This is a genomic window from Candidatus Paceibacterota bacterium, from assembly GCA_041661265.1.
Classification (GTDB): Bacteria; Patescibacteriota; Minisyncoccia; order JAHIHE01; family JAGLIN01; genus JBAZUT01.
In genome coordinates, this window is sequence record JBAZUT010000015.1 from 1 (window position 1) to 17153 (window position 17153).

Here is a 17153-nt window from a genome sequence, read left to right on the forward strand (position 1 = left end):
AAGTAATAGAGAGATATATAGAAAAGCAAGGAAGAAAAGATGACATAAAACAGTTAAGGCTCTTTGAGCTGTAAATTACCACCAGACGCCCTGTGATGTCCAGCAGGACTCACAGGGTGATTCACAAAAGAAATAAAAATAATTTTTGAAAAAAAGTTGCAACAATTTTATCAGGTAGAAGAAATTAAAGATTTTAAAAGTATGATTCCGAGTACCTTTTTACGTGCATTTGAAAAACAAAAAAAGTTGGCTGATTTTACTAATGAAATTAAAGATAGAAGAATTAAAAAAACAAAATTATGAATTATAAAACATTAATTTATCCGCAAGAGGATAATGTACTTTGCTATTTTAAAGAAAAAAATATTTATATAATGGATAAGCACAGATTAGCTTTGTGGTGCTGGATTAATGAAATAGATAAAAATGACTATAGTAAATATGCATTAATTCACATTGACGATCATTTTGATTGCGGCGGTCCGAAAAGCGTGATTGAAAAAATGATGAAAAAAATCGATGAAAATGGGATAGAATATTACAAAAATCTAGATTATTTCAGATTTGACGAGATAAACGAAAAACAGGCAAATGAAAGAGAAAATAATTATAAAACATTTTTAGATGGCTCATATTTAATTCCTGCAATCTTTTTAGAAATTTTTAACAATAGCAATCTGCATTTTTTTGTGAAGCAAGATTTAGACGAATTTACAAACAATGGAATGAAAGATAATTGTGTTATGAATGGCAAAGTGCCCGATATTAATTATTTTCAAAAAAAATGCAAAGATCCTACTGATAATTCGGAAGAAGGTTATAAAAAATTAAAAGAATTATTAAAAAACTGGGACGATTTTGTAATAAACATTGATTTTGATTATTTTTTTGAATTTTTAAAGGGCAGAAAAGCATATATAAAAAAGTTTTTTAATTTAATAAAAAGAAATCAGAAGAAAATAAAATTAATGACTATTGCATTAACGCCTTGTCAAGAAACCAGATGGAAGGAATCGGAAGATGTATTAATAATTTTTAATAAGGTATTTGATTTAAAAATAAAGTTTAATTGTACTATTATCTCAATCATAGAGTACTGATCAAATCTAAAAAACAAAAACAAAAGCGCGTACGCGGGATTGATGAGGTATTAGAAACTTTACGATCTTACGCCGGAAGAGATAGGTATTGTGGAAAATTCGGACAGATAAATTTTCGTGTGAAAATAGTGTTTAAAAAAGTAGAATAAATTTATGGAACAAGAAATTATATTAAATTTACTGAGCATATTAAAAGAAAAAGGATCAGAGGTGCCGTATGTTGAAGCGAAAGATTCCCTTGTCGATAGAGAAAAGATTGGCGAAACGCTTTCTGCTTTGAGTAATTCTGCGAGTTACCACGATCAAAAATATGGGTATATGATTTGGGGACTCAAAGATAAGACCTGGGATATTGTTGGAACTAAATTTGATTTAGCGACAGCATCTCAGAAAAATAATAGTCTTATTTATCCTCAAATAATTCAGGCGTTTAATTATAAGCCGGAAATATTACTCCAAGAATTTTTTATTAATGGAGGGCGTTTATTTGTGGCAAGAATTAAAAATTGCGGAAATCAACCACTCTATTTTGCGAAAATAGCTTATATCAGAAATGGAGAAGCTAATGGAAAACTTATGGATTATCCTCTTATTTCCAGAACAATATCCAATAAAAGCGTGGATTGGAGCGGTGTAGTTCCTGATGGTTCATCTTTGGATTGGATAGATCAAAGAGCTTTTGATTATATTCGCCAGAAATTTTTTGAGATACCAGAAAACAAGAAAAAACAATTGAATAATGTACAACTATTAAATGCATTATCACTAATAGATTTAGACAATAAACCGAATAATACATGTCTTTTATTCATCGGCAATCCAGTTATTGCTAAAAATATTTTTGGAGATAGAAATAAAATAACATGGACTTACAGAGATGAACTGAATGGTATCGAAGAACGATTATCTTTTGATGATGAAAATCGTCCGTTTATTTTTGGAATTCAAACTGTGTTGGATAAAATTAACAAGTTCAATACGACATTGCAGGATTTGGATTTATTCAGAAATGATGTTTTTCAATATGATTACAAGGTAATTGAGGAAATGATTATTAACGCTGTGGTGCATAGGGATTGGAATATAAATTTATGGATTGAGGTGGTTCAGACCCCAATAAGTTTGGAAATTAGAAATCCAGGAAAATTTCGAGCAGATCTTGATATGGTTTTGTCGGAAAATAAAAGACCGGAGTATCTCAATCCAAATCTTGCGGATTTTGCAAAGGCAATGCATTTAATGGAGAAAGAAGGTGGAGGATTAAAAAAGTCGTATGTTGCTCAAGGCAGAAAAGGGTTAAGTATAAAGCATCGATTTGATAATGAAAGTGACACGCCTCGCGTTGATTTTATATTAAGTGGAAAGGTAAAGGATACCGCCTTTGCTCGTTTTATGTTTGTCTCAAAAAATTTATCTCAAGATCAGGTAGTTATTTTAGATAAAATAAATTCCGGAAGAAATATTCTTCATAAGGATGTGAGTGATGATGAATATGAGTTGGTGAAAAATTTTGTGACAAAAAGGGGTCAAGGAGGCATAAGTCTCAAAATTAACGAGCATTTTTTAAGGAAATCAAAGAAGTACATGGATGATTTTTCCAATACACATGCCAGCCAAAAAACCTCAAGGGAAATGATATTGGATTACGCGAAAAAGAATACTGAATTTACTACAGCAGAGATTTATGGAATATTGAGTGGAAAAACAAAAGAATGGGTTAGATATTCACTTATGGAAATGGTGCAGGATGGTCATTTGGATCGAATTAAAAGAGGTATATATAAGTTCGTTAATACTAAACAGACTAAACTAAAAAATGACTAAAATTGAGGCATGTTTTATATAAAAAGGCTTAGAATAGATATTTCATACCATACAAACTAACAACGCTATAAATCTTTTATGATTCATAAAATTGAAACTAAAGAAGAAAAACTTAGAACCTTAAGAGATTTTGACAACTGGTGGGGTGGTGGGGGAAATATTGAATAAGTTAAATTGTATATTTTCAAATCCAATGTCTCTAAAGATCAATTTGATCAAATCAAAATCAATCCTCGCTAAATCCGGATTGCCGGGTGCGGATTGGGTGATAAATTCAAAAAATATTTACGACTACCTCATTCGCGCGAATGGTGGAATGATGTAGAGTGCAATTATATAATAAAAGTTCAAATAGAAATATAAAAAAAGAGCGTTTAAGCTCTAGGCGAATAATGCTTTTGAAGTATTCATATGTTCTGATATGGTTTTTTCCAGATCCGGATCTCCGCGATAGAGCCGTACGATTGTCAGCTGTTCACTTTGTGCGGTTTCGATCAAGTGATCTGTCGGAAATCCCAAATGGTACAGGGCTATGCCTGTATGTATCGCGCCTCCCAGCCGTCCGCCGTAGAAAAGTTTTATGAACCGTTCCAGGTCTTCTTTTGATATCCAGCAATTCGGATATCTTTGTTTTTTTATTCTTTCCAGAATTTCCAGATTTGGCGGCTGAAGTATGCCGGATTCGTGGATCGTGTTTATTTCAGATAAGATCTCGGGGGGTATGAGCGGATTTTTTTCGATCTCGATTTCTATTTCCGATCGGAGCTCAAGCCGGAGCTGCGCAAGTTCTCGGTTTAAAGCGCTTTCCGGATCGATCTTGTCTTCGAGAAGATGGTCGAATCCACTTATAAATCTTTTCGCTTCGCTCCTATTAAAAATGAACATTCCCTTCAAATTATCTATCTGGCATAAAACCGTTTTGGTTTGGCGGTAGATCACCGTGGAAAGCCTGTTGGCGTGGCTGCTTTGGCAACCATAATATTTTCTTTCTTCGTAGGAAAGACAACTTGATCCGACGCTTTCCAGGTGGGTCCGATTTCCCCATTCCCATGGAACGCATTCATGCGGATTTGAGGTTGAAAGAGCGATCGACTCTTCAAGATCAAAGGGTCCGATCACACCAAAATCTTTTGACATGTTTTGCCTCCGCTTGTTTTAGGTCAATATACTTTCGATCTCCTATTCTGTCAATATTCGTTCGGTTCTGCCGGGACCATGAACAGAAGTGCAAAAAAGATCATTGGCGGGAGATTCAGGAAAATGTTTATGACAGCGACAATGCGGATAAAAAAAAGTCCCGTTTTTTTCAGGACTTATGATGCAGCGTTTCAATGATTATGTTTGAACATAAACAATTTTCTCTATCTTCAGCCGGTTTGCTTCATTCTTGTAGACCTCATTTATTATGTCTGAACCTGTGCAGAAAATCGCTTTGTCTGTATGTTCTCCTCTATCATGTTCCGCTTCAATTAAAACCGAATTGTCTGTTGTTATGAAATGCAACTCCGGAAGGTCCGAGGAATAATATATTCTGATATTTTTTTCTGTCGATTTAAGCAGGTTTATATCCTCAATATTCAAGATCGGTTTTGTGCCGCAGACTATGATCGTTATTTCACTGGCGCCGGAGGCTCTTATTGCATCGGCGATTGTTTTATTGTTCCAGACCGGAAAGCAATTCTCATTTCCGACTATGTGAATCGATTCTCTGGCTTCGACGATCAGCTTGCTTATTATGCGGATATACTCCTCTTGCGCCTTGCTCTCATCGATCTTCCTCTCAAAAGTGAACCATTGCGGAGCTTTGAGCCAATCAAACACTTTATTGATGAGCTTCATGAAAATCGGTTCATCTTTTGGCCTGAATTTCCTGACAGTTTTCAGATCTTTGTTTTCCATTTATAACACCTCTCATAACTCAAGTTTTACAAAGTTCAATTACGTAAGCCGTATGCTTTGATCCGGCTTTCTTTTGATATAAAGTTAATTGAATGGCGGCATTTTGTCAATTCATATCTTTTTTACCATGTATCCGTCTTTCAGCTTGAAGCCGAGCTTTCTGTAATAATTCCTGACACCCACGCCGCTTATGACGGCGATCTTTTTCAATCCAAATTCTTTTTTGGCGATCCTTTCCGCTTCCAGCATTAATTTCTTCCCAAGCCCTGTGTGCTGGGGGGATCTTTTGCTTTTTGCGCTCACCGCGACCAGCTTTCCGTATGTATGCACCTCGCGTATGATCGCGGAATCTTTGAGGGCGGGGAAAGCGGGCTTGTTCTCGTGATCGTTTATTCTCAGCCTTAGCATCGAATAGAGATTTTTCCTGCTATTATCTTCGAAACTCAGGAATATTTCTTTTCCCTGCGATGCTTCGTAGTCTTGGCGGAGTAGATGCAATTCGACATTCCCAACCCCCCTCGATCCCCCCTTATCAAGGGGGACAAAATTATTTCTTATCTCTCTGCATCTTATGCATTTGCATCGCCAATTTTCTTCTCCCGATCTTTTTTCCAGAACTTGCCTCAGATTGGAGATCTTATTTCCTGCGACGATGCTGGTTGAGGGGATATCGCGGATGACCCTGGTGATGCGGACGTAATATGGAATATTCTTTTTTACTTCCATAAGCAGATCCAGAAGTTTTTTATCTGAATATGGTTTATATTTTCCATTTTTCCACCATTTATAGATCTCGGCGTTTTTCACGACGACGCACGGGTATATCTTTATGATATCCGGCTGGAAATCCGGATTGGAAAAAATTTCCTCGAACATTTGCAGATCTCTTTTGAAGTTCGATCCGGGAAGATTGGGCATCATGTGATAATTTATCTTGAATCCGGAATCTTTCAATAATTTTGTCGCCTTGATCACTTCAGCTCTTCCATGTCCGCGTTTGTTTAATTTCAGGACGTCGTCATATATGCTCTGAACGCCAAGTTCAACGCGTGTTGCGCCGAGTTTTCTCATTCTGATAATCTCTTTTTCATCGATATAATCCGGTCTGGTTTCAAGCGTCAGTCCGACAATTCTGTGTTTGGACTTCTCATTCCGCTTCTGCAAAGCTTCTAAATGATTTTCCTTTATTTTGATTTTTTCATTTTTCATTTTTAATTTTCCATCGTTGCATGCCCTGAAGCATTCCGAAACGAACCATTCCTGGTATTTTTCCGGCAGGTATGAAAAAGTTCCGCCCATGACTATGAGCTCAACTTTGTCCGTTTCGTGTCCGGTTACGTTCAGTGACCTGATCCTTGCGCTGACTTGCCCGTAGGGGTCAAAGCCGGTCAGGATCGCGCGCATGACCGCAGGTTCATTGGAGAGATAGCTCTTTGGCATGTTTTTTTCGCTCGGGCAATAGACGCAGGATCCCGGGCATGGATAGGGCTTGGTGAGAACTGCGATGACCGCCACCCCGGAAGACGTCCTGATGTCTTTTGTCGTCAGGACCTTTTCGATCGCCTTATTTTCTTTTATCTTGCCGTTTTTTAGCATCGCTCGGTAGGTTCTCAGAAGCTCTATATTCGTGGGGCACGGAAGTTTATGGATTTTCGACGCTTTTCTTTTCAGTTGGGAAAGATGGTCGGAAAGATTCCCCGTTCTTTTGGGCGATATTCTTCGGGAAAGGTCGTTTATTATGTATTCATTTATCATGGTGTACCGATGTTTATTATATTCATATTTTATGGTATAATAAAAATAACATAATAAGTTTAGTTGTGGCAAGTTAGATCAATCTAAACTGTTTTGAGGTGTAAACATAATTTTTCAAAATGATAGCGGAGTATTTCGTAAATCTGCCATTCGGTCTCATAAAAGGAGTATTGAATTTCTTCTATATTTGGTATGTCCAGGGAACGATAGATTTTTGGAACAAAGAAGCGGCATTCCTCAGGGGAGTGGAACGCGATGTAGGGTTCATCGTGCACATAAAGCACATCACGGAGCCGTTGTTTGGCGATTATGATCTTACGGGGCGGGCCATAGGCTTCTTTTTCAGGATAGGTTTCATATTGTTCGGTTTTCTGGTAACTGCTACATCGGTTGTTTTTGTTGTGTGTCTGTACCTTGTTTGGATAATCGTTCCGCCGATAACTTTTTGGATGACATTCGTCAATCTGTACTATCTTTTTTAGGATATTCATATCAAAATTAAATGGCTTTAGAAAAAAAAGAAACAAAAGAAAAAAAGGAGAAAAAGATTCCCATTGAATTGCTGGAGTGTTCCGATTGCAAGGGGAACAAGGTAACCGAAAATCAAGTTGATTGTCCGACGTGCAACGGCTTGGGCGTTTTTTTGCGGGTTGGAAAAGGAGCCGTATATTACTGGTCGCATGACATATCGGGCATATCCCCGATGCTCCGTAAGGCGGTGAACATTATTCCGATGGTGTTGAAAATGGTCATTATTTTTGCATCCATCGCATACTTTCTGCTCGGAATGTCTTTCGTTGTCCGGATGAATCCGCATTTTCTATATATACTGCGCGATGACATTATGTCCGAAGAGACCGGCTGGATACTGACGGACTATTTTCTTGCAATATTGAAAACAATAGATCACACCGCCGGGGCTTTTAATGTGCTTTTCACTGAGAATGGTTCCGGGCCTTTGTATTTCTGGCTCTCTATTTTTGGCGCTATGGTCATTTATTATCTGCATAGGATAAGGAATGTTGCCAGAAAAGAGATCGATCCGAAGTCTCAGGACTTCGAAGTTTTCTATGAAAGAAAAGGCATGCTTCCCAAAAATCCGGTCAATGTTGCTGAATATTTTTCGCCTCTTGCTCAAAAAACACTGATCGCAACTCTTGATCTCGCACATGGCAAAAAACAAGCGCCATCCTGCTATCATCTCGCAAAAATAATAGCCGAAAATCCGCTTACCAATGCCATATTCAAAAGACTGGAAGTCGATACGAAGAAATTTGTGTCGGATATGGAAAAAATGATGGAGAGTCTACCGAAGAATGATTATTATGAGCAGGACGGTATTCTTCAGGGAACTGTCATGAGTCCGGACCTGGAAAGATTTACGCTTATTGCGTTTTGGGAAACTATGATCGTAGGCCTTCCTCAGGTTGAGCCCGAGAGCCTTTTTCTTTCTATCTTGAGCGATGATAGTATAAAGAAATATTTCAATGATATGAAGATCGAGGTGGATGACATCAGAAATACGGTGGTTTGGGTGAAAGGCTGGTCGGGAATAAGAGTTGCCCTGAAGAGGCCGCGGAGGGTCAAGCATGTTGTCATGAACAGGGCTTGGACTTCGAGGGTGACGCCTGAACTGGATAAATTCAGCTACGACCTCACCGATCATGCGAGGGTAGGGCTTATCGGATATGTTGTAGACAGGGACAAAGAACTCGATAATCTCATGAGAATATTGGAAAGGACAAGCCAGAACAATGCTCTTCTCATCGGCGAGCAGGGGTGCGGCAGGACATCGATCGTAAAGAAGCTGGCTACGAGGATGGTGAAAGACCAGGTTCTTCCGACGTTGAAGGACAAGAGGCTTGTGGTATTGGATATCGGAGCTCTTGTTTCCGGAGCGAAAGCGGGCGGGGACCTGGAGCAAAGAATAAGAAAGCTTCTTGAGGACATGGGAAAGAGCGGAAATATAATTCTTTATATTCCCGATATACATAATATGGCGGCGGCGGGATCCGGCCAGGGTTTTGATGCGTCAAAGGTCCTGTCACCGATCCTTGCGCAGGGAATTTTCCAGATCATCGGTTCGACCGATTACAGGAATTATCATAAATATATCGAACCGAGGGCGGATTTTGCCAATAATTTCGATATGATAAAGGTTGAGGAGCTGGACGAAAAGAACACCATGGAAGTGCTCGCACTGCAGGCCAAGATAATCGAAGCGAGAGAAGGGATCGTCATGACCTATGGCGCGATAAAAAAAGCCACGGAACTTTCAAAAAGATACATTACCGATCGTTTGCTTCCGGGAAAGGCCATAGATCTTCTCAGCGAGACGGCTGTCGAGGTGAGGCGCCGCGGACCGGGCTCGATTTTGAGGGATAAAGATATCATGGAAGTCATAACCGACAAGACCGGAATACCGCTTACGGATATAAATGCGACCGAAGCCGAAAAGCTGCTAGGTCTTGAAGAAAAACTGCACGGAAGGGTTATTGGTCAGTCCGATGCCGTGAAGGCTGTCGCTTCCGCGATCAGGAGGGTTCGTGTCGGGATAAAGCAGGAGAACCGGCCGATCGGAACATTCTTATTTCTTGGCCCGACGGGAGTTGGAAAAACCGAGCTTGCCAAAGCTCTTGCTGAAGCATATTATGGCGATGACAGTGCGATGATCAGGCTGGACATGAGCGAATATCAGACTGTGGGAAGTGTTGAGAAGCTCATAGGATCGTCTTCCGATCTGACGGAAGCGAGTTCCGGAGGTATTCTGACCGAGGCCGTGAAAAGAAAACCTTTCTCGCTGATATTGCTGGATGAGCTTGAAAAAGCCGATAAGAACGTGCTTAATCTTTTCCTGCAGGTGTTCGACGACGGAAGGCTGACCGATAATCTTGGCAGAACGGTGGATTTCACGAACTCTATAATAATCGCCACATCCAATGCCGGTTCAAAGGTTATAAGCAAGATCGTGGTTGATGAGGGAAGCAGCAATGAAAGGATGCTGCAGATGCTCGAACCGTATCTCCTGCAGTACTTTGCTCCGGAATTTCTGAATCGTTTTACGGCCAGGATAATCTTCAGATCTCTTTCAAGGGAAGATGTCGTATTTATCACGAAGCTTCAGCTTGACGGTCTGGCAAAGAGGCTGGAGAAGGCGCAAGGGATAAAATTCATTGCGTCCCTCGAAGCCATTGCGAAACTATCCACTGCGGGATATAGTCCCGAATATGGAGCAAGGTTCCTGCAGAGAACCATACAGGAAAAAGTGGAAAATCTTATTGCGGTGAAATTTCTGAAAGGAGAGATCAGAAGGGGGGACGTGTTTGAGATCAAGGAGCAGGATGTCTAATAAAATTTAATACATAAAAATATGGGTGAAACAATGGGTGTAACAAGAGCGAAAACAAAAGGAGGCGAAGGGATGGTCGAACTTATGCTTGTTTTGACCATGCCTGTCTGGCTTCCGATCCAGGCCATACAGATCATGTATAAGCAAATGCAAGAAGAAGCAAAAAAGAAAAGGGACAGGGAAGGGGAGTAGGGAGAATAATTTCAGATATCAAATTCTAGATTTCAAAAAAATCCCATACTTTATTTTCAACAGCATCGCAATTATTTAAATAGCTAACAATTAATGAAAAACAATGGGCAGAAGGCAAAAGCTTAAGAAGGAAAGAAAAATGGAGGAAGTCAATCAGATGATAGAAAAAAAACGGAAGAGGAATAGAGTGATTAAAACGTTAATATTAGCGGCTCTGGTATTTTTTTCCGGATACCAGGTTATGATCGCTCTTGGCAAGAATAAAAACAATTTTGAAAATAAACCAACGAGCGGTATAGATGAAAATACGGAATCGAAGGAGGATAAGATCGATCAGCCGAATGCCGCAGATGAGGGGGTAAAGTATGAAGAAATAGTTATCGGCGAAGATGAAAATATACCCGATAAGATTGCGGTAATCGAAACTAAAAAGGGAAAGATAAGATTGGAATTGTTCTCAAAAGATGCGCCGAAGACTGTGGATAACTTTGTGAAATTGGCGGATTCAAAATTCTATGATGGGACAAAGTTCCATAGAGTGTTCTCTGATTTTATGATCCAGGGAGGGGATCCGCTGAGCAAGGATAATGATCCTGCGAACGACGGGACCGGCGGTCCGGGATATAAATTCGAGGACGAAATAAATCCATGGAGTTTGGGGCTTAGTGAGGAAGTTATAAAGGCCAATGAAGCTCTTGGGTATGGATATGACAAAAATTTACAATCCCACAAAGTTGATGTCGGTTCTCTTGCTATGGCAAATGCCGGTCCGAATACGAACGGAAGCCAATTCTTCATCGTTACTGAGAAAGCCCAGCCCCATCTTGATGGAAGGCATACTGTCTTTGGAAGGGTTATCGAAGGAATGGATATAGCAAGAGGTATAAAACAGGGGGATGTGATGAATAGAATTTATATAGAAAAGTAAAAATTCCAAAAGATGATGGTTGTTAAGAAGATATAATTTTATCGTTTATGTCGAAGCAAATATTGGTTTTTGGAGATAGTGTCGCATATGGAGCGTGGGACGAGGCGGGCGGGTGGGTTGAAAGATTGAAGTGTAAAATAAACAGAAAAGTGATCTCTTCTGATCTTGAATTCTATTGCGATGTTTATAATTTAAGCATAGATGGCGATCACACCGGAAATTTGCTGAAAAGATTTGAATTTGAAGTTCAACAGAGAACAATAGAGGAGGAGACGATCATTATTTTCGCTATCGGCATAAATGATTCTTGCTTTATTAAAAGTAGGAATGCCTTTTTGACGCCGAGCGGCAGATTCCGGGAAAATATTGAAAAATTGATCGGACTTTCCGGTCTGTATGATTCAAAGGTCATATTTTTGGGATTCACGCCGGTTGATGAATCAAAAGTCGATCCGGTGCCATTGAGCAGGATCGGGGCGAGTTATAAGAATGAATATATAAAAAAATATGACAATATTCTGAGGTCTGTCTGTCTGGAGAAGAATACGGATTTTATCGGAATTTATGACGAGTTCTGTCGGACGGAATGCAAAAAATTCCTTTTTGACGGATTGCATCCGAATTCCGGGGGGCATGAAAAGATATATGATATTGTGAATGGGTATCTGGAGAGGAAAAAGATCGTTTAATTAAAATATGCGAATATGACTTTATATGTATTTCTTGTGGTGTGGATATATATAGTGCTATTTTACTTTGTCATTAAGGCTTTTCCCGCAATGATAGCAGTGGGGCCGATACCTTCGCAAAGAAAAGGCATTGATATGGCTCTGGGGCTTGCCCAAATAAAAAAAGGAGAAAGATTCTATGATCTCGGATGTGGTGACGGAAGAGTTCTTGTCGAGGCCGTGAGGAAATATGGTTGCATCGGGATAGGATATGAACTTGTTTATCCTGTCATGCTTTATGCAAAGCTCAGAGCGAAGATCGCCGGAGTCGGAGGAAAAACGGAATTCAGATGCGAAAATCTGTTCAGCTCGGATCTCGAGAATGCCGATGTCATTTTCTGTTTTCTTACTCCCGAACTTATGGAGAAGATAGGCGTGTATATAAAACAAAAGAAACTGAAAAGCGGAGCAAGGATCGTTTCTTATGCGTTTGCCATGAAAAATTATGAACCTGAAAAGAAGATAGAGCACACAAGGGATAATTGGAATATATACCTTTATAGGCCAGACATAAAATAAGTTACGTTTTATTTTGTTCGGGAGGGAAATGAAAGACTGAGTAAATAAGTCGTCATAATTCTCAATTATCAATGATCAATTATCAATTAATGTTCAATATTTTAATTTCCAAACCAACTTGCAGGTGTTTGAAAATTGATAAATTTAGAATTGATTGAAAATTGAGAATTGAAAATTGTAAATTCTCGCTTGCTTGATTTCAGATGTCCTGTTTTAAGCTAATGATACAAAAATGTTTTTCTCAAATAAATAATTACTATGTTCGATAAAAATTATATCTATGCCATAACGACGCTTGTCGGCACGACTATTGGAGCGGGTATTTTTGGCTTGCCTTATTCGGCGCGGATAGCCGGATTTATTCCAGCTGCCATTCTTCTCCTGGTTTTGGGGTTTATTACGATTGTTATTAATCTCATGTATGCCGAAGTGACGCTCCGGACGAAGAAAAATCTGCGGCTGGTCGGATATTGCGGGAAATATATCGGCAAAAAAGGCAGAACCTTTTCTTCGATCATAGTTCTTTTTTCTCTGTATTCCAATATTCTGGTCTATATCATCATCGGAGGGGTATTCCTCAATTCGATCTTGTCGCCGTTCTTCGGGGGTAATGATTTTACTTATGGGGTCGTGGTTTTCGCCATTATGTCGATCTTTATATATATGAACCTGAAGTTTCTTGAGATCGCGGAATTTCTCTCCGTTATTCTGATCCTTTCCACGATCTTTGGAATAATTTTTAAAACGATCCCTCATATCGATCCGGTAAACTATTATTCATATAATGTTTCGGAATCATTCTTTCCGTTCGGCGTGATCCTTTTTGCTATGGGCGCGCTTTCTGCCATCCCTCAAATGGAGCACATGATAAAGACCGGGCAGAAAAGGATAAAAAGCGCCATTATTGCGGGGACCTTGATACCGATCGCAATATATTTGATATTCATGGCGGCGGTCTTCGGAGCGACAGGAGAAAATACCACCAAAGACTCGCTTCAGGGACTTTTCCTGCTCATGGGAAACAGTGTTGTGATGCTCGGAAATATTTTTGCGGTTTTTGCGATCGTATCCTCATATCTGGTTATCGGAGTAGATCTGAAAGAGACGCTGCAGTTAGATTTTCGTTTAGGGAACGGCAAGGCATGGTTTTTGGCATGTTTTATTCCGTTCATTCCCTTTGTTCTGGGGCTGAGAGATTTCATAACAGTTGTGAACGTCGCAGGAAGCATATCCGGAGGGCTCACCGGCATTCTGATCGTAATATTATTCTATGCCGCAAAAAAGAAAGGAGATTCCAAGCCGCCTTATGTGATCAAGATACCGCGTTTTGCATCTTTTCTTATAATCCTGGTATTCATTTTGGGTATTGCCTCCCAGTTTGCCTATAAGACTTGGTAACTTTATAGATATGATCCCTAAAATCGATTATGAAAAACTATTGAAATACTGGCTTCCCGTTTTTTTGTGGTGTTCCGTGATCTATTATCTCTCTTCGATCCCGGACCTGAAATCGGATCTTCCGAATCGGTGGGATTTTATACTGAGGAAGATATCTCATATGATGGAGTATGGCATTTTGGTTTTTCTTGCATTCAGAACATTCAGGCAAAATATGGGTTTTCGGAGGTCTTTGGCATGCGCGGTCGTTTTTTCTCTCACTTATGCGCTAACCGATGAATATCATCAGACTTTCGTGGGCGGAAGATCGGGAAGCTTCAATGATGTTTTTATTGATAGTTTAGGCATTTTTATGTCAGTTTTCTTAATTGACAAAAAGCTTATAAATGTTAGCATAAAAAAAGAGCAAGACCGCTGAGAAAGGTTTTAATTTTTATTTATTTTCTATGGAAAATCCGTTCGTTGTTATGGATGTGATAAGGGTTTTTGGAATTCTTGCCATTTCGTTTATCGTCGCCATGGCGCTCACTCCGGTTCTGACCCATTTTCTCTATAAATATAAAATTGGAAAACAGATCAGGGCCGAGGGAGACACGCCCATATTCACGGAGCTTCACAAAAAAAAGGCGGGAACGCCTACAATGGGAGGACTGTTGATCTGGATCGTTGTTGCCGCAATTGCAATAATATTTTGGGCGGCATTGTCTGCAACCGGAGATCCGATCCTGGAGCAGATCAATTTTCTGGATAGAAAGCAGACCTATCTTCCCTTGGGCATAATGGTCCTTGCTGGTCTTGTGGGGGCGCTGGATGATATAATGGGAGTGCTGAAGATAGGACCGAAGGGCGGAGGGTTGGGGATCAAGGATAGAATATTGCTCTACACTTTTGTCGCAGTCGTGGGGGCTTATTGGTTTTATTTCAAACTTGGCTGGGATACTATACACATTCCGGCGATCGGAGATTTTTTTATCGGTTTTTGGTATTTTCCCTTGTTTGTGTTTGTTATTGTTGCAACTTCTTTTTCAATGAATGAAACTGACGGACTTGATGGTCTTGCCGGAGGAGTGATCCTTCCTGCATTCGGAGCTCTTTCTGCGATAGCTTTTTCTCAGGGCAAGGTCGAGCTGGCAATGTTCTGCGCGGCTATTATCGGAACACTTCTTGCCTTTTTGTGGTTTAATGTCCATCCCGCAAGGTTCTATATGGGAGATACGGGTTCAATGGCTCTTGGCGTTACTCTTGGAACAATTGCCATGCTGACTGATTCATTTCTTATTTTGCCGCTGATATGCTTTATCCTGGTCATGGAGTCGGTCTCGGTAATAATACAATTAGCATCAAAAAAGATCAGAAAGAAAAAAGTTTTTTTGAGCGCTCCCATACATCATCATTTCGAAGCTCTCGGATGGCCCGAATGCAAAGTTACAATGAGGTTCTGGATAATCGCTTGGGTTATGTCGGCAATTGGCCTTGTTGTTGGATTATTAGGCATGGGAAAGTGATTTAAAATAAAAATGAAAATATAAAAAATAAAGATGACAGATTAAAATTAATAAATTTATTAAACAATCAATGACCAGGAAACAATCACCAAACAAAGGAAATAAATAGATTCTGATTATTGAAATTTGGTTATTGCTTGATCATTGCTTGTCTGTCGGTAGGCAGGTATCTTGATGCTTAGTCATTATAAGATTTTACATTGTCATTTTTCATTTGGATATTTAAATTTTAAATTTTATCACATGTTCAGTCTTATTATCAAAAACGGCACGGTCATTGATGGCAGCGGCGAGAAAAGCATTAATGCGGATATCGCGATCGAGAATGGCCGGATAGTCGCTTTGGAAAAGTTGCCCGATGATGCGAAGGCGATAAAGGTCATTGACGCTTCGGGCAAGATCGTTTGTCCGGGATTTATTGATATCCTCGATCACTCCGACAGTTTTTGGACGCTTTTTACGATTCCGAGGCTTGATAGCAAGGTTATGCAGGGAGTGACAAGTATAATAGGCGGAAATTGCGGATCTTCGCTGGCTCCGATCATCGGAGAAAGTTCGGTTGCGGCGATCCAGAAGTGGGTGGATATCGGAAATGTCCATATCAATTGGGACAGGCCGGCAAAGTTTTTCAGCGAGCTTGAGAAGAAAAAAATAGGACTGAATTTTGGAACATTGGTCGGGCATGAAACTTTGAGGAGGGGTCTGATCGGCGAAGAGTTCAGAAAGATCACAAATGAAGAAATAAAGATCATGGGAAAGATGCTCTCCGACAGTTTGAGCGAGGGAGTGTTCGGAATGTCGACAGGACTCGTATTTTCGCATGCAAAAATGGCTTCCATGGAGGAGATAAAGTATCTCGTAGAGATCATAAAGAGCAACAACGCATTCTATGCCAGCCATATAAGAGGGGAATCCGAAGAGCTTCTGCCGAGCATCAATGAGACGATCCAGATAGGAAGAGAGACCGGGGTTTCGATCGAAATTTCGCATCTCAAGGCTGTCGGAAGGGAATATTGGTCGGATATGCCCAGGGCCCTTGAAATGATCGACATTGCCAATGAAGAGAATGTCAATTTGGATTTCGATATATATCCATATGACACGACAGGATCGGTGCTTTATATTCTGTTGCCGGACTGGGTTTCTGAGGGAGGAAGAAAACAGATGATAAAAAGACTGAAGGATCCGGACCTCAGAGACAAGATCCTCAATGAGATGAAAGAAATGAAATATGATTACAATGACGTTGTGATCTCGATCTGCCCGAGACTGAGGGAAGTTGTGGGAAAGAATATCATGGATATCGCCCAAAAGCAGGAAATGAGTCCGGAGGAGGTTATAATCGAGCTTCTTATCAGCGCGAACGGCCACGTCATTGTTTTTCATAGGGGCGTGTTGAGCGAAGAAAATGTGAAATTATCGTTGAAAAATTCCCATTCCATCGTGGCTTCCGGAGACGCAGCTTATAATATCGAATACACAAGAACCGGAGAGCTTGTCCATCCGAGATGTTTCGGGACATGCACCAGGATCCTTGGAAAATATGTCAGGGAGGAAAAGGTGATAAGCCTTGAGAATGCCATTAAGAAAATGACCTCTAAGCCTGCGACAAAAGTGGGCATCAGGGAAAGGGGATTGCTGAAAAAAGGATATTATGCCGATGTGGTCGTATTCGATCAGAATACGGTCGGAGAGAGGGCTGACTTCATCAATCCATATAAATATTCGGACGGAATTGAGTATGTTATCATAAACGGCAAGATGGTCGTGGAAAAAGGACAGCACACCGGAGAGCTGGCTGGGAAGGTGCTGAGGAGAAAATAAAAATAAATCTGAGTGAAAAAATATCAGCGAATGGTGAGACCTTAATAATCAGGTCGTATCTACATATATTTGTAATAATTTTCAATGTACAATTATCAATTTCCAATAAATTTACAATTACTCAATTATCAT

The 17153-nt window shown here is 40.0% G+C and carries 15 protein-coding genes; 12 read left to right on the top strand and 3 right to left on the bottom strand.

Annotation, left to right across the window (positions count from 1 at the left end; all coding sequences use genetic code 11):
- Positions 1 to 299 precede the first annotated feature (299 nt).
- Positions 300 to 1100, top strand: a complete 801-nt coding sequence (locus WC788_08305) for a UPF0489 family protein (protein ID MFA6097595.1) — start codon at positions 300 to 302, stop codon at positions 1098 to 1100.
- A gap of 153 nt (positions 1101 to 1253) precedes the next feature.
- Positions 1254 to 2924, top strand: coding sequence for an RNA-binding domain-containing protein (locus WC788_08310; protein MFA6097596.1), 1671 nt, complete (start codon positions 1254 to 1256; stop codon positions 2922 to 2924).
- A 381-nt stretch (positions 2925 to 3305) separates the two neighbouring features.
- Here the strand turns inward: WC788_08310 and WC788_08315 are convergent, their stop codons facing one another.
- The 3 genes from WC788_08315 to WC788_08325 form a co-directional block, all read right to left on the bottom strand.
- Positions 3306 to 4061, bottom strand: coding sequence for a hypothetical protein (locus WC788_08315; protein ID MFA6097597.1), 756 nt, complete (start codon positions 4059 to 4061; stop codon positions 3306 to 3308).
- A gap of 198 nt (positions 4062 to 4259) precedes the next feature.
- Positions 4260 to 4823 carry a hypothetical protein gene (locus WC788_08320; GenBank protein MFA6097598.1) on the bottom strand — a complete coding sequence of 188 codons (564 nt, stop codon included), beginning with the start codon at positions 4821 to 4823 and terminating at the stop codon, positions 4260 to 4262.
- A 111-nt stretch (positions 4824 to 4934) separates the two neighbouring features.
- Positions 4935 to 6578, bottom strand: coding sequence for a tRNA uridine(34) 5-carboxymethylaminomethyl modification radical SAM/GNAT enzyme Elp3 (locus WC788_08325; GenBank protein ID MFA6097599.1), 1644 nt, complete (start codon positions 6576 to 6578; stop codon positions 4935 to 4937).
- A gap of 119 nt (positions 6579 to 6697) precedes the next feature.
- On the opposite strand from WC788_08325, the gene WC788_08330 reads away from it, so the two are divergent.
- The 10 genes from WC788_08330 to WC788_08375 all read left to right on the top strand — a co-directional run bounded on the left by WC788_08330 (position 6698) and on the right by WC788_08375 (position 17021).
- Positions 6698 to 7060, top strand: a complete 363-nt coding sequence (locus tag WC788_08330) for a hypothetical protein (protein ID MFA6097600.1) — start codon at positions 6698 to 6700, stop codon at positions 7058 to 7060.
- Positions 7061 to 7080: 20 nt separating this feature from the next.
- Positions 7081 to 9927 (top strand): ATP-dependent Clp protease ATP-binding subunit, encoded by a 2847-nt coding sequence (locus tag WC788_08335; GenBank protein ID MFA6097601.1) that lies wholly within the window; start codon positions 7081 to 7083, stop codon positions 9925 to 9927.
- Between the two features lie 21 nt (positions 9928 to 9948).
- Positions 9949 to 10119, top strand: coding sequence for a hypothetical protein (locus WC788_08340; GenBank protein MFA6097602.1), 171 nt, complete (start codon positions 9949 to 9951; stop codon positions 10117 to 10119).
- Positions 10120 to 10498: 379 nt separating this feature from the next.
- Positions 10499 to 11047, top strand: coding sequence for a peptidylprolyl isomerase (locus WC788_08345; GenBank protein ID MFA6097603.1), 549 nt, complete (start codon positions 10499 to 10501; stop codon positions 11045 to 11047).
- 47 nt (positions 11048 to 11094) lie between these two features.
- Entirely contained in the window at positions 11095 to 11736 is a 642-nt protein-coding gene (locus WC788_08350; GenBank protein MFA6097604.1) for a GDSL-type esterase/lipase family protein, read from the top strand.
- 15 nt (positions 11737 to 11751) lie between these two features.
- Positions 11752 to 12294: an SAM-dependent methyltransferase gene (locus WC788_08355; protein ID MFA6097605.1), complete on the top strand. Its 543-nt coding sequence runs from the start codon at positions 11752 to 11754 to the stop codon at positions 12292 to 12294.
- Between the two features lie 258 nt (positions 12295 to 12552).
- Positions 12553 to 13692 (top strand): aromatic amino acid transport family protein, encoded by a 1140-nt coding sequence (locus tag WC788_08360; protein MFA6097606.1) that lies wholly within the window; start codon positions 12553 to 12555, stop codon positions 13690 to 13692.
- Positions 13693 to 13702: 10 nt separating this feature from the next.
- Complete coding sequence (locus WC788_08365) at positions 13703 to 14110, top strand: VanZ family protein (GenBank protein MFA6097607.1); 408 nt, start codon at positions 13703 to 13705, stop codon at positions 14108 to 14110.
- 28 nt (positions 14111 to 14138) lie between these two features.
- Positions 14139 to 15197 carry a phospho-N-acetylmuramoyl-pentapeptide-transferase gene (gene mraY, locus WC788_08370; protein ID MFA6097608.1) on the top strand — a complete coding sequence of 353 codons (1059 nt, stop codon included), beginning with the start codon at positions 14139 to 14141 and terminating at the stop codon, positions 15195 to 15197.
- Positions 15198 to 15440: 243 nt separating this feature from the next.
- Positions 15441 to 17021 (top strand): D-aminoacylase, encoded by a 1581-nt coding sequence (locus tag WC788_08375; GenBank protein ID MFA6097609.1) that lies wholly within the window; start codon positions 15441 to 15443, stop codon positions 17019 to 17021.
- Positions 17022 to 17153 lie beyond the last annotated feature (132 nt).

Coding starts and splice junctions, on each gene's coding strand:
- WC788_08330 (MFA6097600.1), top strand. CDS start 6,698: ATGATAGCGGAGTATTTCGTAAATCTGCCATTCGGTCTCATAAAAGGA.
- WC788_08350 (MFA6097604.1), top strand. CDS start 11,095: ATGTCGAAGCAAATATTGGTTTTTGGAGATAGTGTCGCATATGGAGCG.
- WC788_08305 (MFA6097595.1), top strand. CDS start 300: ATGAATTATAAAACATTAATTTATCCGCAAGAGGATAATGTACTTTGC.
- WC788_08340 (MFA6097602.1), top strand. CDS start 9,949: ATGGGTGAAACAATGGGTGTAACAAGAGCGAAAACAAAAGGAGGCGAA.
- WC788_08375 (MFA6097609.1), top strand. CDS start 15,441: ATGTTCAGTCTTATTATCAAAAACGGCACGGTCATTGATGGCAGCGGC.
- mraY (MFA6097608.1), top strand. CDS start 14,139: ATGGAAAATCCGTTCGTTGTTATGGATGTGATAAGGGTTTTTGGAATT.
- WC788_08365 (MFA6097607.1), top strand. CDS start 13,703: ATGATCCCTAAAATCGATTATGAAAAACTATTGAAATACTGGCTTCCC.
- WC788_08320 (MFA6097598.1), bottom strand. CDS start 4,823: ATGGAAAACAAAGATCTGAAAACTGTCAGGAAATTCAGGCCAAAAGAT.
- WC788_08355 (MFA6097605.1), top strand. CDS start 11,752: ATGACTTTATATGTATTTCTTGTGGTGTGGATATATATAGTGCTATTT.
- WC788_08335 (MFA6097601.1), top strand. CDS start 7,081: ATGGCTTTAGAAAAAAAAGAAACAAAAGAAAAAAAGGAGAAAAAGATT.
- WC788_08325 (MFA6097599.1), bottom strand. CDS start 6,578: ATGATAAATGAATACATAATAAACGACCTTTCCCGAAGAATATCGCCC.
- WC788_08310 (MFA6097596.1), top strand. CDS start 1,254: ATGGAACAAGAAATTATATTAAATTTACTGAGCATATTAAAAGAAAAA.
- WC788_08360 (MFA6097606.1), top strand. CDS start 12,553: ATGTTCGATAAAAATTATATCTATGCCATAACGACGCTTGTCGGCACG.
- WC788_08315 (MFA6097597.1), bottom strand. CDS start 4,061: ATGTCAAAAGATTTTGGTGTGATCGGACCCTTTGATCTTGAAGAGTCG.